The 19,922-nt window shown below is 73.7% G+C and carries 18 protein-coding genes; 10 read left to right on the forward strand and 8 right to left on the reverse strand.

Annotation, left to right across the window (positions count from 1 at the left end; translation table 11 throughout):
- Nucleotides 1-82: 82 nt before the first annotated feature.
- Nucleotides 83-4,711, reverse strand: coding sequence for an ATP-dependent helicase (locus ACIBNE_RS36275; RefSeq protein WP_399279429.1), 4,629 nt, complete (start codon nt 4,709-4,711; stop codon nt 83-85).
- 91 nt (nt 4,712-4,802) lie between these two features.
- Between ACIBNE_RS36275 and ACIBNE_RS36280 the strand changes: the two genes are divergently transcribed.
- The 3 genes from ACIBNE_RS36280 to ACIBNE_RS36290 all read left to right on the forward strand — a co-directional run bounded on the left by ACIBNE_RS36280 (nt 4,803) and on the right by ACIBNE_RS36290 (nt 6,941).
- Nucleotides 4,803-5,678, forward strand: coding sequence for a helix-turn-helix domain-containing protein (locus tag ACIBNE_RS36280; protein ID WP_399279431.1), 876 nt, complete (start codon nt 4,803-4,805; stop codon nt 5,676-5,678).
- Between the two features lie 88 nt (nt 5,679-5,766).
- Nucleotides 5,767-6,636: an AzlC family ABC transporter permease gene (locus ACIBNE_RS36285; protein WP_399279819.1), complete on the forward strand. Its 870-nt coding sequence runs from the start codon at nt 5,767-5,769 to the stop codon at nt 6,634-6,636.
- Nucleotides 6,633-6,941 carry an AzlD domain-containing protein gene (locus ACIBNE_RS36290; protein WP_399279433.1) on the forward strand — a complete coding sequence of 103 codons (309 nt, stop codon included), beginning with the start codon at nt 6,633-6,635 and terminating at the stop codon, nt 6,939-6,941. Before ACIBNE_RS36285 ends, ACIBNE_RS36290 begins: the two co-directional genes overlap by 4 nt.
- 48 nt (nt 6,942-6,989) lie before the next feature.
- Here the strand turns inward: ACIBNE_RS36290 and ACIBNE_RS36295 are convergent, their stop codons facing one another.
- A complete protein-coding gene (locus ACIBNE_RS36295) occupies nt 6,990-7,904 on the reverse strand; it encodes a hypothetical protein (RefSeq protein ID WP_399279435.1) in 915 nt (304 codons plus the stop codon).
- Nucleotides 7,905-7,983: 79 nt separating this feature from the next.
- Between ACIBNE_RS36295 and ACIBNE_RS36300 the strand changes: the two genes are divergently transcribed.
- The 6 genes from ACIBNE_RS36300 (at nt 7,984) to ACIBNE_RS36325 (ending at nt 14,907) form a co-directional block, all read left to right on the forward strand.
- Nucleotides 7,984-8,178, forward strand: a complete 195-nt coding sequence (locus ACIBNE_RS36300; RefSeq protein WP_399279437.1) for a DUF3046 domain-containing protein — start codon at nt 7,984-7,986, stop codon at nt 8,176-8,178.
- Between the two features lie 73 nt (nt 8,179-8,251).
- The gene (locus ACIBNE_RS36305; RefSeq protein ID WP_399279439.1) at nt 8,252-9,529 is read left to right on the forward strand and encodes an AI-2E family transporter; all 1,278 of its coding nucleotides are present in this window, start codon (nt 8,252-8,254) and stop codon (nt 9,527-9,529) included.
- A gap of 254 nt (nt 9,530-9,783) precedes the next feature.
- The gene (gene recA, locus ACIBNE_RS36310; protein WP_399279441.1) at nt 9,784-10,899 is read left to right on the forward strand and encodes a recombinase RecA; all 1,116 of its coding nucleotides are present in this window, start codon (nt 9,784-9,786) and stop codon (nt 10,897-10,899) included.
- Between the two features lie 3 nt (nt 10,900-10,902).
- Nucleotides 10,903-11,466: a recombination regulator RecX gene (gene recX / locus ACIBNE_RS36315; protein ID WP_399279443.1), complete on the forward strand. Its 564-nt coding sequence runs from the start codon at nt 10,903-10,905 to the stop codon at nt 11,464-11,466.
- 262 nt (nt 11,467-11,728) lie between these two features.
- Nucleotides 11,729-12,379, forward strand: a complete 651-nt coding sequence (locus tag ACIBNE_RS36320; protein WP_399279445.1) for an ArsR/SmtB family transcription factor — start codon at nt 11,729-11,731, stop codon at nt 12,377-12,379.
- Nucleotides 12,373-14,907, forward strand: a complete 2,535-nt coding sequence (locus ACIBNE_RS36325) for an FtsX-like permease family protein (RefSeq protein WP_399279447.1) — start codon at nt 12,373-12,375, stop codon at nt 14,905-14,907. The genes ACIBNE_RS36320 and ACIBNE_RS36325 overlap by 7 nt, the downstream gene beginning before the upstream one ends.
- Nucleotides 14,908-14,958: 51 nt before the next feature.
- Here the strand turns inward: ACIBNE_RS36325 and ACIBNE_RS36330 are convergent, their stop codons facing one another.
- A complete protein-coding gene (locus tag ACIBNE_RS36330) occupies nt 14,959-15,375 on the reverse strand; it encodes a rhodanese-like domain-containing protein (protein WP_399279449.1) in 417 nt (138 codons plus the stop codon).
- Between the two features lie 54 nt (nt 15,376-15,429).
- Here ACIBNE_RS36330 and ACIBNE_RS36335 point away from each other — a divergent pair, with 54 nt between their 5' ends.
- Entirely contained in the window at nt 15,430-15,564 is a 135-nt protein-coding gene (locus tag ACIBNE_RS36335) for a pentapeptide repeat-containing protein (protein ID WP_399279821.1), read from the forward strand.
- Here the strand turns inward: ACIBNE_RS36335 and ACIBNE_RS36340 are convergent.
- From ACIBNE_RS36340 to ACIBNE_RS36360, 5 genes are all read right to left on the reverse strand, one after another.
- Nucleotides 15,516-16,094, reverse strand: a complete 579-nt coding sequence (locus ACIBNE_RS36340; RefSeq protein WP_399279451.1) for a cysteine dioxygenase — start codon at nt 16,092-16,094, stop codon at nt 15,516-15,518. The genes ACIBNE_RS36335 and ACIBNE_RS36340 overlap by 49 nt on opposite strands.
- Nucleotides 16,095-16,169: 75 nt before the next feature.
- On the reverse strand, nt 16,170-16,256 hold the full coding sequence (locus ACIBNE_RS36345; protein ID WP_324608114.1) for a putative leader peptide: 87 nt from the start codon (nt 16,254-16,256) through the stop codon (nt 16,170-16,172).
- Nucleotides 16,257-16,288: 32 nt separating this feature from the next.
- Nucleotides 16,289-18,040 (reverse strand): FAD-dependent monooxygenase, encoded by a 1,752-nt coding sequence (locus ACIBNE_RS36350; protein WP_399279453.1) that lies wholly within the window; start codon nt 18,038-18,040, stop codon nt 16,289-16,291.
- A 215-nt stretch (nt 18,041-18,255) separates the two neighbouring features.
- Nucleotides 18,256-19,161 (reverse strand): amino acid ABC transporter permease, encoded by a 906-nt coding sequence (locus ACIBNE_RS36355; protein WP_399279455.1) that lies wholly within the window; start codon nt 19,159-19,161, stop codon nt 18,256-18,258.
- The gene (locus ACIBNE_RS36360) at nt 19,158-19,805 is read right to left on the reverse strand and encodes an amino acid ABC transporter permease (protein ID WP_399279456.1); all 648 of its coding nucleotides are present in this window, start codon (nt 19,803-19,805) and stop codon (nt 19,158-19,160) included. Before ACIBNE_RS36360 ends, ACIBNE_RS36355 begins: the two co-directional genes overlap by 4 nt.
- Nucleotides 19,806-19,922 lie beyond the last annotated feature (117 nt).

Here is a 19,922-nt window from a genome sequence, read left to right on the forward strand (position 1 = left end):
CATCATGGGGGTACGGGGGTACGGGGGTACGGGGGTACGGCGCGTACGGGGGTGCGCGCGTACGGAATCCGGGGCCGCCGTCCTAGGGGCGGAGCCGCAGGCCCCTGGGCGTGGCGAGGAAGCCCGCCTTTTCCAGGGCGGGGCCGAGGGGTGAGGTCAGGGCCGCCGCGCCGTTGATCCGCTCGACCGTGATCGTGCCGAGCGACCCCGCGCGCGTGGCCTCCGCGAGGGCCGTCGCCGCCGCCGAGAGGGCGGGGGAGTCCGGGTCGGCTGGCCAGGAGATGAGGGTCTTGCCGCCGCGCTCCAGGTAGAGCGTCAGCTCGCCCTCGACCAGCACCACGAGGGAGCCCGCCTTGCGGCCCGGTTTGTGGCCCGCTCCGTTGGGCGGCTCGGGCCAGGGGAGCGCCGCGCCGTAGGCGTTGGCGGGGTCGGCGGCGGCCAGTACCACCGCCCGTCCCGGCTGCTCCCCGTCCGCGCGGTCGCGGGCCGTGGACGTGGCCCTGAGCCGGTCCACCGCGCCGTCCATGGCGAACTGCGCGGCGCCCAGCCCTTCGACCACGTAGCCGCGGCGCGCCTGTCCGCTGTCCTCGAAGGCGGACAGGACGCGGTAGACGGCGGAGAAGCCGCCCTCGACGCCCTCGGCCTGGACCGCGCCCCGGGTGACCACGCCGTGCCGGTCGAGCAGCGTGCGGGCGCGGGCGTGCGCGCGGTGCGTGGGGTCCGGCTCCGGGGCGGGCAGCAGGGACCAGCGGCCCGAGGCAGTGGGCGGTCCGCCGCGGGAGGCGGGGCGGGACATCGGGGTGAGGGAGCCGTACCTGCCGCGGGGCGTGGCGCGCTTGGCGCGGTGCGCCGTGGAGCCCGCGGTGCGCCCCGAGCCGAGGAGGGCGCGCAGGGGCGCCAGGGTGTCGTTGGTCAGGCGGCCGGACCAGGCCAGGTCCCAGATGGCGTCCGCGAGCTGCGGGTCGGTCGCTTCGGGGTGGGTGGTGGCTCTGACCTGGTCGGCGATCTGCCGGAAGAACAGGCCGTACCCGGGCGCCAGCGCGGTGAGCACGGAGTTGTGCAGCGCGGTCGTCTCCAGGGGGTGCGGGGGCGGCAGGAGCAGCGGCGCCGTGTCCGCCGGGTAGAGCGCCAGCCAGCCGTCCTTGCCGGGGAGCGCGCCGGCCCCGGCCCAGACGATCTCGCCCGTGGTGGTCAGCTCGTCCAGGAGCGCGGGGCCGTAGTCGCGCACGCGGGACGGCAGGATCAGCTTCTCCAGGGCCGAGGCGGGGACCGGGGCGCCCTGGAGCTGCTCCACGGCGCGGGCCAGGCCGTCGACGCCGCGCAGGCCCCCGCCGCCCACGTGCTGCCACTGCGGGAGGAACGAGGCGAGCGCGGCCGGCGGGACGGGCTCCAGCTCCTGCCTGAGCGCCGCCAGGGAGCGGCGCCGCAGCCGCCGCAGGACCGCCGCGTCGCACCACTCCTGGCCGATGCCGGAGGGATGGAACTCGCCCTGCACGACGCGGCCGGCGGCCGCCAGGCGGTGCAGGGCGCCGTCCACGACCGCGGTGCCGAGACCGAAGCGGGCCGCCGCTCCGGCCGAGGTGAACGGGCCGTGGGTACGGGCGTACCGCGCGAGGAGGTCGCCGATGGGGTCCTTGACCGGCTCGGTGAACGCCTCGGGCACGCCCACCGGCAGGGCCGTGCCCAGCGCGTCGCGCAGCCGCCCCGCGTCCTCGATCGCCGCCCAGTGGTCCCGGCCCGCGATGCGGACCGGGACGGCGCGCCGCGCCGCCGCCAGCTCCCGCGCCCAGGCCGGGTCCGCACCGCGCGCGGACAGCTCGGCACCGGTCAGCGGGCCGAGGACGCGCAGCAGGTCCGCGACGCCCTCGGCGTCCTTGACCCGGCGGTCCTCGGTGAGCCACTGGAGCTCCTGCTCCAGCTCGGTCAGGACGTCGGCGTCCAGCAGCTCGCGCAGCTCCGCCTGGCCGAGCAGCTCGGCCAGCAGCCGGGAGTCCAGGGAGAGGGCCGCCGCGCGGCGCTCCGCGAGCGGCGAGTCCCCCTCGTACAGGAACTGCGCGACGTACCCGAACAGGAGCGAGCGGGCGAAGGGGGACGGCTCGGGGGTGGTCACCTCGACGAGCCGCACCCGGCGCGCCTCGATGTCGCCCATCAGTTCGGTGAGCCCCGGCACGTCGAAGACGTCCTGGAGGCATTCGCGGACCGCCTCAAGGACGATCGGGAACGAGCCGAACTCGGACGCCACCTGGAGGAGCTGCGCGGCGCGCTGGCGCTGCTGCCACAGCGGGGTGCGCTTGCCGGGGCTGCGCCTCGGGAGCAGCAGGGCGCGGGCGGCGCACTCGCGGAAGCGGGCGGCGAAGAGCGCGGAGGCGCCCACCTGGTCCGTGACGATCTGACCGATCTCGCCCTTGTCGAACAGGGTGTCGGCGGCGGAGACCGGGGCCTGCTCGGAGTCGTACGCGGCACAGGCGTCGGCCGGGTCCTGGTCGAGCAGGTCGAGGCCCATCAGGTCCGCGTCGGGGAGCCGCAGCACGATGCCGTCGTCGGCGTGCATCACCTGGGCGTCCATGCCGAACCGCTCGGTGAGCCTGGCGCCGAGCGCGAGCGCCCACGGGGCGTGCACCTGGGCGCCGAACGGGGAGTGGATCACGACGCGCCAGTCGCCCAGCTCGTCGCGGAACCGCTCGACCAGGATCGTCCGGTCGTCCGGTACGTGCCCACAGGCGCGGCGCTGCTCGTCCAGGTACCCGACGAGGTTGTCGGCGGCCCACTCGTCGAGCCCCGCCGCGCTCAGCCGCACGCGCGCGTCGTCCGGCGACAGGGCGCCGATCTCGCGGAGGAACGCGCCCAGCGCCCGGCCCAGCTCCAGCGGGCGGCCCAACTGGTCGCCCTTCCAGAACGGCAGCCGTCCGGGCACTCCGGGGGCGGGGGAGACCAGGACGCGGTCGCGGGTGATGTCCTGGATGCGCCAGGAGGTCGTACCGAGCGTGAAGACGTCGCCGATCCGCGACTCGTACACCATCTCCTCGTCCAGCTCGCCGACCCGCCCGCCGCCCTTCTTCGGGTCGGCCCCGGCGAGGAAGACGCCGAACAGTCCCCGGTCCGGGATCGTGCCGCCCGAGGTGACCGCGAGGCGCTGCGCCCCCGGCCGCCCCGTCACCGTCCCGGCCACCCGGTCCCACACCACGCGGGGCCGCAGCTCCGCGAAGGCGTCCGACGGATAGCGGCCCGCCAGCATGTCGAGCACCGCCGTGAACGCCGAGTCCGGCAGCGAGGCGAACGGCGCCGCCCTGCGCACCACCGCCAGCAGGTCGTCCGCCTGCCACACGTCCAGCGCCACCATGGCGACCAGCTGCTGCGCCAGCACGTCCAGCGGGTTCGCCGGCACCCGCAGCGCCTCGATGGAACCCGCGCGCATCCGCTCGGTCACCACGGCCGCCTGCACCAGGTCGCCGCGGTACTTGGGGAAGACGACGCCCCGCGACACCGCGCCCACCTGGTGCCCCGCCCGGCCCACCCGCTGGAGCCCGGAGGCCACCGAGGGCGGCGACTCCACCTGGACCACCAGGTCGACGGCGCCCATGTCGATGCCGAGCTCCAGACTGGAGGTGGCGACGACGGCGGGCAGCCGGCCCGCCTTCAGGTCCTCCTCGACCTGGGCCCGCTGCTCCTTGGAGACCGAGCCGTGGTGCGCGCGGGCCAGCAGCGGGGGCGCGCCGAGGGCCGCGCCCGACTGGGCCATGACCTCGGCGGGGGACGGGGCTTCGGGCAGCGGCCCGCCGGTCGCCCGCTCGTGGGCGATCTCGTTGAGCCGGTTGCACAGCCGCTCCGCCAGGCGGCGGGAGTTGGCGAAGACGATGGTCGAGCGGTGCGCCTGGACCAGATCGGCGATCCGCTCCTCGACGTGGGGCCAGATCGACGGCTTGTCCGCGTGCTCATCGGCGCCCGCGTCGGACGCGGGCGAGCCGCCCAGCTCGCCCAGGTCCTCGACCGGGACGACCACCGACAGGTCGAACTCCTTGGTGGAGGGCGGCTGGACGATCTCCACCTTCCGTCGCGGCGAGAGGAAGCGGGCCACCTCGTCGACCGGACGGACGGTCGCGGACAGGCCGATCCTGCGGGCCGGGCGGGGCAGCAGCTCGTCCAGCCGTTCGAGCGACACGGCGAGGTGGGCGCCGCGCTTGGTGCCCGCCACGGCGTGCACCTCGTCCAGGATCACCGTCTCGATCCCGGCCAGGGCGTCCCGCGCGGACGAGGTGAGCATCAGGAACAGCGACTCGGGGGTCGTGATCAGGATGTCCGGCGGCTTCGTCGCCAGGGCCCTGCGCTCGGTCGCCGGGGTGTCGCCCGAGCGGATCCCCACCCGTACGTCGGGCTCGGGCAGCCCGAGGCGCACCGACTCCTGACGGATGCCCGTGAGCGGGGAGCGGAGGTTGCGCTCGACGTCGACCGCGAGGGCCTTCAGCGGCGACACGTACAGCACCCGGCAGCGCTTCTTCGCGTCCGCGGGCGGCGGGGTCGAGGCGAGGCGGTCGAGCGAGGCCAGGAACGCGGCGAGGGTCTTGCCCGACCCCGTCGGCGCCACGACCAGCACGTCCGAGCCCTCGCCGATCGCCCGCCAGGCGCCCTCCTGGGCGGTGGTGGGCGCGTGGAAGGCGCCCGCGAACCAGCCGCGGGTCGCGGGCGAGAAGGCGTCGAGCGCACGGGCGACCATGTCCTCCATCGTGCACCCCGCCACTGACAACGAGCGTTCCAGGACCCGGACGCGCAGGTCAGCGGTGCTGCGGCGGGCGCAGAATGGTCACATGGAGAAGCGCGCGACGGCCACGAGCCGCAAGGGCGAGTGGGCGCGGCACTGGCAGCATCCGGGGGTGCCGGGCCTCGACCTGCTGCGCGCCCGCTACGTCCGCCACTCCTTCACGCGCCACACCCACGAGGGCTTCGTCTTCGGCGCGGTCCGGCTCGGCATCGAGGACGTGCGCATGCCGGGCGGCCTGATCAGGGCCGTGCCCGGCAGCGTCGTCATGATCAACCCCGAGGTGCCGCACTCCGCCCACGCGGGGGTGCCCGAGGGCTGGTCGTACGCCACGCTCTACCCGTCCGCCGGACTGATCGCCGGGATCGCCGATGACATGACGACGCTGCGCGGGACCGCGGGGTTCGCCGAGACCATCGTCGAGGACGCGTACGCCTCACAGCTCATCTGCGAGGTGCACCGGGCGACCGACGAGGGGAACGCGCTCGCCGCCGACAGCCTGCTGCGCATCGCCGTCGCCCGCATGCTGCGGCGCTACGGCCAGTCCCTGCCCGCCAGGAACCCGGCCACGGGCGGGGCGCGGACGGCGCAGCTCGCCCGGGACGTCCTGGAGGCGCGGATGGCGGACCCGCCGTCCCTCGACGAGCTGGCACGGGAACTGGGCAGCAGCCCCTTCGCGCTGCTGCGGGCCTTCAAGGCGGCGTACGGGCTGCCGCCGCACACCTGGCTCACCGACGCGCGCGTCCGCAGGGCGAGGGTGCTCCTCGAATCGGGGACGGCGCCCGCGGACGCGGCGGTGGCCGTCGGCTTCACCGACCAGCCGCACCTGAACCGGCACTTCACCCGCATCGTCGGGGTTCCGCCGGGGGCGTACCGGCGGGAGCGCGCAAGAACGTACAAGACCGGGGAGAGAGGGGCGCCGTAGCGTCCGGGGCGTGGCAGAACAGGCGGATCGGACCGCACAGACAGAACTTCGAATACCCGTACCCGTACCCGCGCCCGCGCCCGTACTCGTGTCCGGCCCGGAGGATCCGACGCGTTCGGAGGGCTCGGAGCGTTCGGAGGGTCGGGCGGATCCGGAGCACAAGCCGGACGCCGCCGTCGTCCGGGACGCCCTCGGCGTCGGCATCGCCGTCGGGCTGTCCGGCTTCGCCTTCGGAGTGACCTCGGCGGGCTCGGGGCTCTCGCTCCTCCAGACCTGCGTACTCAGTTTGTTCGTCTTCACGGGCGCCTCGCAGTTCGCCCTGGTCGGGGCGGTAGCGGCCGGCGGCAATCCGCTCACCGCGGCGGCCGGGGCCTTCTTCCTGGGCGTGCGCAACGCCTTCTACGGACTGCGGCTCTCCCAGCTGCTCGCCCTGCCGCGCTGGCTGCGGCCCCTCGCCGCGCACTGGGTCATCGACGAGAGCACCGCCGTCGCGCTCGCCCAGCCCACGCGGCGCGGCGTGCGCATCGGGTTCACCGTGACCGGGCTCACCCTCTACGTGCTGTGGAACCTCACCACCCTCTTCGGTGCCCTCGGCGCCGAAGCACTGGGCGACACCGACGCGTGGGGCCTGGACGCCGCGGGGCCCGCCGTCTTCCTCGCGCTGCTCGCGCCCATGCTGCGGACGGTCACGGAGCGGGTCGTCGCGGGCATCGCGGTGGTGCTCGGGCTTGGGCTGCTGCCGGTGCTGCCCGCGGGCGTGCCGGTACTGGTCGCGGCGCTCGCCGCGCCCGCGGTGCTGTGGTTCGAAGGGCGCCGTGTGGAGGGCCGGACGGAAGGCCGGGCGGAGGGCGGTGCGGAGGGCGGTGCGGAGGACCGCGCCGAGGACCGCGCCGAGGGTCGTGCGGGGAGCCGGGGCGAGGCCGTCGGCAAGGACAGGAAGAAGGAGGCCGGGCGATGAGCGTCTGGATCGCGATCGGGGTCACGGCTGCGGGCTGCTACCTCGTGAAGCTCCTGGGGCTGCTCGTGCCCGCGGGAGCCCTGGAGCGGCCCCTGGTGCGGCGGCTCGCCGCCCTGCTGCCCGTGGCGCTGCTCGCCGCCCTCACTGCCCAGCAGACCTTCGCGTCGGGACAGCAGCTCGTGCTCGACGCGAGGGCCGCGGGGGTGCTGGCCGCCGGGGCCGCCCTGGTGCTGCGCGCGCCCTTCCTGGTGATCGTGGGCGCCGCCGTACTGGTCACGGCGGGAGTGCGGGCACTGGGCGGCTGACCGGAGGGACGGGCGGCAGAGCGGCCGAAGGGAAGGTCCGTACGGGCGTCAGGCGATGGGACGGCCGTACGCCTCCAGTGTCAGCAGCGCCTGGATGGTGACGAGGGGACGGGACTCCAGCTCGGTGCCGGGGGCCCATTGGCGCCAGTTGACGCTCCAGCCGCCGTCCTCGCGCTGCTCGCCCGCCAGGAAGTCCAGCGAACGGTCCATCTCCTCGTCGGTGAACCAGTGCCGGGCCAGCGAGCCCGGGGCGCGCGCGAAGTCGTGCGGGAAATGGTGCTCTCCCGGCGCGTAGCCGGGCGCCACGGGCTGCTCCGCCCGCCGCGCGGGATCCAGCACGACGAGCCGCTGTTCGCGCACGAGGCGGCCGAGCCGGTCGGCCGTGGCCTCGGCCCGCGCCCGGTCGGGAACGCCGTCCAGGAAGGCGACCGCCGCCTCGACCTCGTACGGATGGGACCGTTCAAGGTTCTCCACGGCCGCCCAGCAGAAGTCGGTCGCGCGGAACAGCCAGGCGTGCCACACCTGATTGCGGTGGAGCAGTCCGACGACCGGCCCCGTGGCGAGCAGTTCCGGCGGCGGGTCGTCGAGGACCGGCATGAACGGGGCGGTGGGATAGCCGCGCTGCGAGGGGTGGAGCGCGGGCAGGGCGCCCTCCTTGGTGGACACGTCCGTGAAGTACCGGCACATGCGTTCCGTCCGCAGGCCGCCCGCCTTCCCGATCGAGTCCAGGACGCGCAGGGCGTGGGCGGTGTGCAGCGGCTGGCTGACCGGGCCGCGCAGATCGGGCTCCAGGGCGTGGCCGTAGCCGCCGTCCGCATTGAGGTACGCGCAGAGCGCGGTGTCGACCGTTTCTGCGTCGCCGTCGAGGAAGTGGTACGCGAACCGACGCTGTTCGAGCACACGGGCCGTCAGCCAGACGAACTGCTCGGCGCGGGACAGTGGGGTTGCTGCAGTTCCAGCCATGCTCCGACCGTAGGGCGGAAAGCGCTCTCGGCAAGGCTTCGGGGCCGGGCTGCACTCCCAGGGGCTGGATACTGGGCTCATGCGGTTGACGATTTTCTGGGAACGGATGGCGGACCACTTCGGCGAGGGGTACGCCGAGTCGTTCGCGAACGACCACGTGATGTCCGAGCTCGGCGGCCGTACGGTCAGGGAAGCGCTCGCGGCGGGCTGGGAGGCCAAGGACGTCTGGCGCGGGGTGTGCGCGGCGATGGACGTGCCGCCCGAGCGGCGCTGAGCCCTTCCGCGCCCCCGGCCCCGTCGGACCCCGCCGCGGCGGGAATCTCGGACTGATGCGCGAGACTGTGCGCGTGGCACCGACAGACGAGACCGAGACGAACAACAGCACCGATCCCGACCGCGGCGGCGACCCGAGCAGCGCCGACGGAGGGCCGGAAGGGGGCGCGGCCGGATCCCCGCCGCCACCCGCGCGGACGGCCCCTTCCGGCGCGTCCGACCGCATGCCCCGCTGGCTGCCGCGCGCCATGGTGCTCGCGCTCGCGCTCGTCGCCTGCTTCCAGCTCGGCAGCTGGGCCTTCCACCAGCTCATCGGGCTGCTGCTGAACATCCTGATCGCGTTCTTCCTGGCGCTGGCCATCGAGCCGGCCGTGAGCCGGATGGCGGCGCGCGGGATGCGCAGGGGGCTCGCGACCTTCCTCGTCTTCCTCGGGGTGCTGGTCGCGACCGCCGGGTTCTTCACACTGCTCGGCTCGATGCTGGCCGGGCAGATCGTGCAGATGGTCGACGACTTCCCGAAGTACCTCGACTCGGTGATCAACTGGATCAACACCACGTTCAAGTCCGACCTGTCGCGCGTCGAGGTCCAGGACAGCCTGCTGCGCTCCGACTGGCTGAAGAGGTACGTGCAGAACAGTGCCAGCGGGGTGCTCGACGTCTCGGCACAGGTGCTGGGCGGCCTCTTCAAGCTGCTGACGATCTCCCTGTTCTCGTTCTACTTCGCCGCGGACGGCCCCAGGCTGCGCCGCGCCCTGTGCTCCGTACTGCCGCCCGCGAAGCAGGCCGAGGTGCTGCGCGCCTGGGAGATCGCGGTCGCCAAGACCGGCGGCTACCTCTACTCGCGCGGCCTGATGGCGCTGATCTCCGGCATCGCGCACTACATCCTGCTGGAGATCCTGGGCGTGCCCTACGCCCCCGCCCTCGCGGTCTGGGTCGGCCTGGTCTCGCAGTTCATCCCCACCATCGGCACGTACCTGGCGGGCGCGCTGCCGATGCTGATCGCGTTCACCGTCGACCCCTGGTACGCGGTGTGGGTGCTCGGCTTCGTCGTGGTCTACCAGCAGTTCGAGAACTACGTGCTCCAGCCGAAGCTGACCTCCAAGACGGTCGACATCCACCCGGCCGTGGCCTTCGGCTCGGTCATCGCCGGCACCGCGCTGATGGGCGCGATCGGCGCGCTGATCGCCATCCCCGCGGTCGCCACGCTCCAGGCGTTCCTGGGCGCCTACGTGAAGCGCTACGAGGTGACGGACGACCCCCGGGTGTACGGCGGCCACCGGCGCAGGACCGACTCGCCCTCGGTCCTGGCCCGGCTGCGCGGGACGCTGCGCGCGGGGCGCGGAGGGGACTAGCGGAGGGGACCGGAAGGGGCGGGGCGGGGGCCGGAAAGACAGTCGGCGCGGCCCCGCGTGGTGCGCTTGACACCAAAATCGAACATCCATTCTCATGGAGTTCTGGCCCGGTGGCGGCGCGGATTCCGCAGCGCGCCCAGCGGGGATTCCGCAGGGTTATCCACAGGTCAGCGGGACGTCGGGGCCCATTGTCAGTGGCAGGGGTTAGCGTCTTTGACGTGAAGCGATCGACACAAGCAAACCGGGTGGAGCCCATGGCAGGTACCGACCGCGAGAAGGCGCTCGACGCCGCGCTCGCACAGATTGAACGGCAATTCGGCAAGGGCGCGGTCATGCGCATGGGCGAGCGGTCCAAGGAGCCCATCGAGGTCATCTCGACCGGCTCGACCGCGCTCGACGTCGCGCTCGGCGTCGGCGGCCTGCCGCGCGGCCGCGTGGTGGAGATCTACGGACCGGAGTCCTCCGGCAAGACCACCCTGACCCTGCACGCCGTGGCCAACGCCCAGAAGGCGGGCGGCCAGGTGGCCTTCGTGGACGCCGAGCACGCCCTCGACCCCGAGTACGCCCAGAAGCTCGGCGTCGACATCGACAACCTCATCCTGTCCCAGCCGGACAACGGCGAGCAGGCGCTGGAGATCGTGGACATGCTGGTCCGCTCCGGCGCGCTCGACCTGATCGTCATCGACTCCGTCGCGGCGCTCGTGCCGCGCGCGGAGATCGAGGGCGAGATGGGCGACTCGCACGTGGGTCTCCAGGCCCGGCTGATGAGCCAGGCGCTGCGGAAGATCACCAGCGCGCTGAACCAGTCCAAGACCACCGCGATCTTCATCAACCAGCTCCGCGAGAAGATCGGCGTGATGTTCGGCTCCCCGGAGACGACGACCGGTGGCCGGGCGCTGAAGTTCTACGCGTCGGTGCGCCTCGACATCCGCCGCATCGAGACCCTGAAGGACGGCACGGACGCGGTGGGCAACCGCACCCGCGTCAAGGTCGTCAAGAACAAGGTCGCGCCGCCCTTCAAGCAGGCCGAGTTCGACATCCTCTACGGCCAGGGCATCAGCCGCGAGGGCGGCCTGATCGACATGGGCGTGGAGCACGGCTTCGTCCGCAAGGCGGGTGCTTGGTACACCTACGAGGGCGACCAGCTCGGCCAGGGCAAGGAGAACGCCCGTAACTTCCTGAAGGACAACCCCGATCTCGCCAACGAGATCGAGAGGAAGATCAAGGAGAAGCTGGGCGTCGGCGTCAGGCCCGCCGAGCCGGAGGCCGAGGGCGCGTCCGACGCGGCGGGTCCGGCCGAGGACGCCAAGGCCGTGCCCGCTCCCGCCACCAAGGCCAAGGCGGCCAAGGCGACGGCGGCCAAGAGCTGACCGGTGGTCCGGCGAACCGAATGGCCGGGTGACAGCCCCGACTCGTCGAGGGCCGAGAAGGCGCTGTCACCCCAGGATCCGGCGGAGCGGGCGCGGGCGATCTGTCTGCGCCTGCTCACCGGGACCCCGCGCACCCGCAAACAGCTCGCGGACGCGCTCAAGAAGCGGGAGATCCCGGAGGACGTGGCCGAGGAGGTCCTCTCCCGCTTCGAGGACGTGGGACTGATCGACGACGCGGCGTTCGCGGACGCCTGGGTGGAGTCCCGGCACCACGGCCGGGGCCTGGCCCGGCGCGCCCTCGCCCGGGAGCTGCGCACCAAGGGGGTGCGCCCCGAGCTCATCGACGAGGCGGTCGGACAGCTCGACTCCGAACAGGAGGAGGAGCGGGCCCGCGAACTGGTCGAGCGGAAACTGCGCGCCACCAGGGGCCTGGACCGGGAGAAGCGCCTGCGCCGCCTGGCCGGAATGCTGGCGCGCAAGGGATACGGGGAGGGCCTGGCGCTGCGCGTGGTGCGGGAGGCGCTTGAGGCGGAGGGCGAAGACGTGGACGAGCTGGAGGGCTTCTAGGGGCGGGGCGTCGGTGCCCGGAGGGGGCGAGCCGGGTGCTCGGGTCCCGTGGTCCTTGAGGGCCCGTGTCTGAACCTGGGCTCGGATTCCGGGGGACGGGGGTCCTCGGAATCCGGTTCCGGAATCCGGTTCTGTTTCCCTTCCGGTTCCGATTCCGTCCCGGCAGGGTGGTGGCCCCGCTCGGGGGTGGGGACAACCCCCCTGTCAGGACGCCGGGGCGCTCCAGTGCACAGGAACCTGTGCACAGAGCAGTGTGTACCGCATGGCACCCCGACCCGACCGCCCCGCAGAGATCACCGAACTCGCCGCCCTCAAGGCCCTCGCGCACCCCCGTCGTCAGCGGATCCTCCAGCACCTCGGCCACCAGGGCCCCGCCACCTCCGCGATCCTCGCCCGAGAGCTCGGACTGAACACCGGGGCGACCAGCTACCACCTGCGCGAGCTCGCCAGGTACGGGTTCGTGGAAGGCGCCGAAGGGGCGAGCCCGCGCCGCGAGCGCTGGTGGCGCGCCGTCCCCGGCGACCGCCGCTTCCCGCCGCGCTCCCGGCAGACCCCCGAGATGCGCCTCGTCATGGACGAGCTGAACCACCACGCCTACGCAGCCGACCTCGACCTCTTCGAACGGCTCCAGCGGGAGGCCGACGCCGGGGACGAATGGGCCGACGCCTTCCCGTACTCCCGGGGCGAGATCCGGCTCACCCTCCCCGAACTCCGCGAGTTCTTCGAGGAGTACATCGCCCTCATGAACCGCTACAAGCGCCCAGCCGAGCAGACCCCGGCCGGCGCGCGCACCGTCCACACCCGGTTCTTCGCCCTCCCCGCAGCCGAGCGCCCCGACGCGGCGAACGCCGTCGCCTCCCCCGCTCCCGCCGCTCCCGCCGCCCCCACCACCTCCGAGGACGCGTCATGCTGATGCGCTACGCCCTGCAGACCATCCGGCACCGGAAGGGCGGCTTCCTCGGCGCCTTCACCGCCCTGCTCTGCGCCGCCGCACTGATCACCGCCTGCGGCACCCTGCTCGAAACCGGACTGCGCGGCAAGATCGCCACCGAGCGCTACGCCGCCGCACCGGTCGTCGTCTCCGCCGACCAGAACGTCCACCGGACCACGGTCAAGCACAAGAAGGGCAAGACCAAGGTCAAGCACAAGGCCAAGCCGGTCGCCGAGCGGGCCTGGCTCCCCGCGAGCACCGTGGCCCGCGTCCGCGCCGTCGAAGGAGTGCGCGCCGCCGTCCCCGAACTCACCTTCCTGGCCCAACCGCTGGGCGTCCCCGGCGACGGCGCCCCGTCCTACGGCCACTCCTGGGACTCCGCGCCGCTCACGCCCTTCGCGCTCGTCGCCGGCCGGGCGCCCCGCGCCGCCCGGGACGTCGTGGTCGACCAGGGTCTCGCCGAGCGCGCCGGCCTCAAGCCCGGTGACCGGCTCACGATCCAGTCGACCGGCGCCCCCACCGCGTACCGCGTCAGTGGCGTCGCCGCCCCCGAGCACGGCCGCCTCACGCGGCAGACCTCGCTCTTCTTCGGCCAGGCCGAGGCCGCCCGCCTCTCCGCCCGCCCCGGACAGGTCACCGCCATCGGAGTCCTCCCTCGACAGGGCGTCGAGGCGGGCGAGTTGAAGCGAAGGATCGCCGCCGCGCTCGACGGGACCAACGCCGAGGTGGCCGTCGGCGACGGCCGGGGCCCCGTGGAGTTCCCGGAGGCCGCGGGCGCCCGAGTCAAGCTCGTCTCGATGGGCGGCGCCATGGGCGGCACCTCGCTCCTGGTGGCGATCCTGGTCGTCGTCGGCACCTTCGCCCTCTCCATCCAGCAGCGCCACCGCGAACTCGCCCTGCTGCGCGCCGTCGCCGCGACGCCCCGGCAGGTCCGCGCCCTGCTCAGCCGGGAGGCCCTGCTCATCGGCGCCGCGGCGGGAGCCACCGGCGCACTGGCGGGCCTTCCGCTCGCCGCCTGGCTGCACGGCCGCTTCGTCGAGACCGGCGCGATCCCCGACACCCTGGAGCGCACCGCCGGGATCTTCCCGATGCTCACCGCCGTCGCCGTCACCCTGCTCGGCGCCTGGGCCGCCGCCCGCGTCTCGGGCCGCCGCGTCTCCCGCATCCGCCCCGCCGAGGCCATGGCGGAGTCCGCCATCGGGCGCACCCGCCCCGCCTGGGGCCGCGTCGTCGCAGGCGTCCTGCTCCTCGCGGGCGGCGCCGTGCTGGTGGCCGTGCTGTCCACGCTGCGCACCGAGCCCGCCTCGACCCCCGTGACCTTCCTGGCCGTCGTGGTGCTCGCCGCCGCCGTCTCGCTGCTCGGCCCGCTGGTCGTACGGGGCGCGGTCGCCGTCCTCGCCGGGCCCCTGCGCCTGGTGGGCTCCCAGGGCCGTCTCGCCACCGCCAACGTCCGGGGCAACGCGGCCCGGATGGCCGCGGCCGTCACTCCGCTCGCGCTGCTGATCGGCATGGCGTGCACGGTGCTCTTCGTCCAGCCCACCCTGGGCGACGCCGCCCGCCAGCAGGCCCGCGAGGGCAACCGCGCCGACTGGGTGCTGGCGGCCCGGGGCCCCGGGGTCCCGGCCGCGGCGACCGAGCGGGTGCGCGCGGTGCGGGGCGTCACGGCAGCGACCGAGATCGTGCGGACCGACGTCCGGGTCGGCCTCACCAAGTACGCGGCGCAGGGCGTCACTCCGGCCGGGCTGACCCGCACCTGGGCCCCGGACGTCACCAGCGGCAGCCTCGCCGGCTTCGGCGCACGCTCCGCCGCCGTCAGCGAACTCGCCGCCGACCAACTGGACCTCGCCCCCGGCTCCGTACTCAAGCTGACCCTCGGCGACGGCACCCCCGCGACCCTCACGGTCGGCGCCGTCTACGCGAGCGGCCTCGGCTTCGGCGACCTGACCCTCCCGCACGACCTGCTCGCCCGTCACATGGACAACCCGCTGGCCTCCGCCGTCCTCGTCGCGGGTGACGCCCCGAAGGCCGAACTGGCCGCTGCGGTCAAGGGGTTCCCCGGCGTCACCGTCCTCGACCCGGCGGGCGCCGACCGGGTCCAGGCCGACCGCCAGCAGGCCAACGCCGAGGTCAACCTCCTGGCCATGGGCCTGGTCCTGGCCTTCACCGCCATCGCGGTCGTCAACACGCTCGCCATGTCGGTCTCCGAGCGCGTCAGGGAGTTCGCCCTGCTCCGCCTCGTCGGCTCGACCCGCCGCCAGGTGCTGCGGATGCTGCGGATCGAGGCCCTGCTGGTCCTGCTGATCGGCACGGTCCTCGGCAGCGGGATCTCCCTCGCCGTCCTCACCGCGTTCAGCGTCGGCATGACGGGCGCCGCGGCCCCCGCGGTGATGCCGCTGGTGTACGCGACGGTGGTGGGCACCGCCGCCCTGCTCGCCCTGGTGGCGACGGCGCTGCCGGGGCGCCTGGCGCTCGGCGTACGGCCGGTGGAGGCGGCGGCCGCGAAGCAGTAGCCGCCCCCGCACGGACGAACAGCCGTACGCCGAGGCCTCCCGGGCGCGCCGTCAGCGCGTGACCGGGAGGCCTTCCGCGCGCCAGGCCTGGAACCCGCCGATCAGGTCCGTCGCCCGGTGCAGCCCCAACTGCCGCAGGGAGGCGGCGGCGAGGGACGAGGCGTAGCCCTCGTTGCAGACCACCACGACCCGCAGGTCGTGACCGGTCGCCTCGGGGGCTCGGTGGCTGCCCTGCGGATCGAGCCGCCACTCCAGTTCGTTGCGCTCGACGACCAGCGCGCCGGGGATCAGCCCGTCGCGTTCGCGCAGCGCCGCGTACCGGATGTCGACCAGCAGGGCGCCGTCCGAAGCGGCGGCGAACGCCTCCGCGGGACCGATCCGGTCCAGCCCTTCCCGTACGCGCTCCAGCAACTCGTCGATGCCCACCCGTTCGGTACGGGCCCGTGCCGACCCGGACTGCTCAGGCACAGTGCCCTTCCGTTCCGCGCCGACCTGTCCGGCACCAGCCCGTCCGGCGCCAGCCTGTTCGGTGCCGACCTGTCCGGCGCCAGCCTGTTCGGTGCCGATCTGTCCGGTGCCAATCTGTCCGGATCCCGGCTGTCCCGTGCTCAATTCCAGTCCTCCGGACGCTCGACCTGCTCAAGGCGCAGCACCTGACCGGAGCGGCTGTAGCGCCGGATCCGGGGGAGCGGCGGATAGTACGCGTGGACCGAGACGGCGTGTTCGGTCGTCGACTCGTTGAGGACCTCGTGCACGTGGTGGTGGCCGAAGGCCCGGCCCTTGCCCGTGGGCAGCGTCCGCGTCCGGTCCACCCCTTCGGTGAGTTCCAGGGTCTTCCACCCGTCCGTCGGGATGCGGGCGGCCAGCGAGTACTCCTTGAGCTCGCCCGACGCCGTGGTGAAGGCGCCGACCGAGTCGGCGTGGTCGTGCCAGCCGGTGCCGGTGCCGGGCGGCCAGCCGATCAGCCACGCCTCGCTGCCGCCCGGTCCGTCCAGCCGGATCCAGGTGCGGCCCTCGGGGTCGAGCGGGAGCGAGGCGACGAGCGCGGTGTCGGCCGCTGTGCGGCGGACGAATTCGAGCAGTTCAGCGGCGGTGGGAGCCCCGGACGCGGGGGCGGCCGGAAGAGTCGGGGGAGCCGGATGGGCGGGTACGGCGGCGGGCGCGTTCGAGCGCACGGGAGCAGACATGAAGAACCGTCCTGTGGTGTTCGCGGGGTGCGCGGGCACGGCACGGACACGTGCGGCGCACGGGAGAAGGGCGAATCAGCAGGACGGACGACACACGCAGCCCGCGTAGCGGACGAGGTCCATATGGACCCTCCGCCACAGGCGCACACGGGTGTCGGTCATGTTCGGGAGTACACCATGTGCGCCTGTGGGGGTCAATTGCGCATGTCCGCGGTGCGGTCACCGGGACGGCCGTCGGCACGGCCCTCGACCCGGTCCCCCGGATCCCCGCCCGGTTGTTCGGAAGCGGCCTCCTCCACGAGGTCCGCCGCGTGCTCCCCGCCAGGATCGCCGACCGGACCGCCCCGCTCTCCGCCCCGCTCTCCGCGCCGCCCCGCCGGTACCCGCGTGCCTCCGCGCGCCGCGTCCGCCGCCGCGTACAGCTCGGCGGGCCGCACTCCGCCGAACGCCGCGACCAGGTGCCCGTCGGGACGAACCAGCAGTACGGCGTGGGCAGGAGCACCCGGGTAAGACTCGGCGACCAGGAGCTCGCCCCTTACCGGCAGCGCCGTCACGGCCGCCGCGAGGCGCGGCATCACCCCGGCCGTCAGCCAGTGCCGCCGGTCCCAGACGCCCGTGCCGGGAGCGACCAGCACCACCAGGAACCTGCCCTGGCCCAGCCGGTCGCGCAGCGGCACCGACGTGCCGTCGGGCGCGGTCACCCGTACGTCGGCGACCGGCGCCCCCGGATCCGTACCGACAGGTACCTCTCCGTCGGCGTGCGGAGGCGCGAGCGGGGAGTGCGTGTGAACGGGGGGCGCGCCGAGCGGGCCCTGCCCCAGGTGTCCGTCGGTCAGCAGCGTGGTGTGCGTGCGCACCGCCCCGGGCAGGTACGTCCGCAGGCCCCCGCCGCCGCGCAGCACGGGCAGCGACTGGTCGGCGGCGCGCAGCCGCGCGGCGACGGCGGTGCGCCGCTCCGCCTGGTAGCTGTCCAGGAGCGTGTCGGACGGGCCGTGGTGCCAGACGAGCGCGAGCTTCCAGGCGAGGTTGTCGGCGTCCCGCAGCCCCTCGTCGAGCGCCTGGGTGCCGAGCGCGCCCAGCAGGTGGGCGGCGTCCCCCGCGAGGAAGGCCCGCTTGACGCGCCAGCGGCGGGCGAGGCGGTGGTGCAGCGTGTAGACGCCGGTGTCCAGGAGTTCGTACGGGGGCGTGTCGCCGCACCAGCCGGCCAGGGTGTCGCGCACCTTGGCGATCAGCGCGTCGGGGGTGACCAGGTCGCCGCGCGGCGGCAGCAGCCAGTCGAGCCGCCAGGCGCCGTCCGGCAGCGGACGCGCCGTCACCTCGCCGTCCGCGCCGCGCCACGGCGGCTGGCGGTGCAGCACGGCGGTGTCCGGCCAGGGGAGTTCGGTGCGGAGCGCGGCGACGGCGTGCCGCTCGACCGAGGTGCGCCCGGTGAAGCGCAGGTCGAGGAGTTTGCGGACGGTGGACCTGGCGCCGTCGCAGCCGACCACGTAACTTCCGCGCCACCACGTCGACCCTGGCTCGCGGGTGTGGACGGTGACGCCGCTCGCGTCCTGCTCCAGGGTGTCGATGCGGCTGCGGGGGACGAACCGCACCAGTTCGCGCGCCTCGGGCGCGGCGACGGCGGCGCGCAGTCCGCGCATCAGGGAGTGCTGCGGCAGGTGCAGCGGGGCGTCCTCGGGGTCGTCGAAGGCGAGTTCCCGCACCTCCTGCTTGCGGCGCAGCGTCCGCCAGCCGGACCAGCGGGCGCCCTCGTCGCGCAGGGTGGTGCAGCCGACGCGGCGCAGCAGGGCGGCGGTGTCGGGGCGCAGGACGACGGTGCGGGCCGGGCGGACCTCGTCGGTCCCCTCGCCCTCGTCGAGCACGACGGAGGGGACGCCCTGGGCCGCGAGGGCGAGGGCGAGCACGAGCCCGACGGGACCGCCGCCGACGACGATCACCGGGTCCATGACGAGGCCCCTCGGTTCCGTACGGACGGGCGGGACACGGACACACGGTCCCGTACGGACAGGCGGAATGGGAAGGAGGGGTCGGTCTGGGCCCGGTGCGCGATCACAGAACGTATGCAACCCACTGCCGCTGCGTGCGTCAAGTGACAGAGGCAGCGACGCGTACGTCGCTGCCTCGTATGCCACACACCGTCAGTCCCGCACGTCACGCACCGTCAGTTCGTCTTGTCCTTCGGGCCGGTGGGGCGGTCGGCCGGAGCGGCGTCCAGGACCTCGGGTGCCTCGGCCGGTTCGGCGGCCGCGTGCACCGCGATGCCGGTCTTGGCGCGCCGCCCGCGCTTCTCGATCCAGGTGGCGAGCGAGGAGAGCATCAGACACATGACCACGTAGATCGTGCCGCCGACGATGATGGTCGACACGTACGGGTACTGGCCGTTGACCTGGGTGTTGCTCGCGATCAGACGGATCGAGTTGAGCAGCTCGGGGTAGAGGATGATGTAGCCGAGCGAGGTGTCCTTGAGGGTGACCACCAGCTGGCTGATGATCGTCGGCAGCATCGCCCGGATCGCCTGCGGCATCAGCACGCTGACCATGACCTGGGTCTTGCTCATGCCGAGCGCGTAGGCCGCCTCGCGCTGCCCCTTGGGCACCGAGTTGATGCCCGCGCGCAGCACCTCCGCCTGGACGCAGCCGTTGTAGACGGACAGGCCGAGCGCCAGGGCCCACATCGAGTAGTCGGTGAGGAAGCCGACCCAGATCGCGTAGATGGTGATCAGCAGCGGGATCGAGCGGAACAGCTCGATGAAGCCGGTGGCCAGCCAGCGGACCGGCTTGTGGTCGGAGAGGCGGCCGACGGCCAGCACCACGCCGAGGACCAGCGAGCCGACCGCGGCGAGCCCGAACGCCTTGAGCGTCGCGACGACGCCGTCGAGGATGTTCTGCCGGATGCCCGCGTAGTTGAAGATGTCCCACATGCCGGCGGCGAGGTGGCCCTTGTCGGACAGCCGCATCACGCTGACGACGAGCAGCGCGGCGATCGCGAGGCTGCCGATGACGGCGAAGATCCGGTTGCGTACGACGGCCTTGGGGCCCGGGGCGTCGTAGAGAACGCTGGCACTCATCGGGCGACCTCCATGCGGCGCTCGAGGACGCGGAAGATCCCGCTGATGGTGAAGGTGATGACCAGGTAGCCCGCCGCGACCCAGATGAAGATCGGGACGATGTCCTCGCCCCGGTCGCTCATCAGCTTCTGCCAGCCGAACAGCTCGGTGACGCTGAACGCGCCCGCGATGGCGGAGTTCTTGGTGAGCGCGATGAGGATGCTGCTCAGCGGGGGCAGGACGGTGCGCGTGGCCTGCGGCAGGACGATCAGCCGCAGCGTCTGGGAGAAGGTCATGCCCAGCGAGCGGGCGGCCTCGGCCTGGCCGAGCGGCACCGTGTTGATGCCGGACCTGATGGCCTCGCAGACGAACGTCGAGGTGTAGAAGCCGAGCGCGAGCGCGGCGAGGACGAAGAAGCTCATGCCCGGGAAGAGGATCTCCGGGACGACGAACACGGCGACCAGGAAGAGCAGGGTCAGCGGCGTGTTGCGGAGCAGGTTGACCCAGACCGTGCCGAAGAGCCGCAGAGGCGGTACGGGGGAGACCCGGAAACCGGCTATGACGAGGCCGAGGACGAGCGCGATGAGCGCGCTGACGGCGGTGAGCGTCAGGGTGCCTATGAAGCCTTCGCGGAATCCCGCGAAGTTGTCGAGCAGTACGTTCATGAGGTCTCCGCGTCGGCGGGCTGCGGCTGGCGTTCGCATACGGGGGCAGGGGACGCCGCGCCCCGTGCGTCAGGTCGGGGCGGGGCGGTGGAACGGTGCCCGGCCGGTCGGTCCGAC

Source organism: Streptomyces sp. NPDC050504 (assembly GCF_044458065.1).
Classification (GTDB): Bacteria; Actinomycetota; Actinomycetes; order Streptomycetales; family Streptomycetaceae; genus Streptomyces.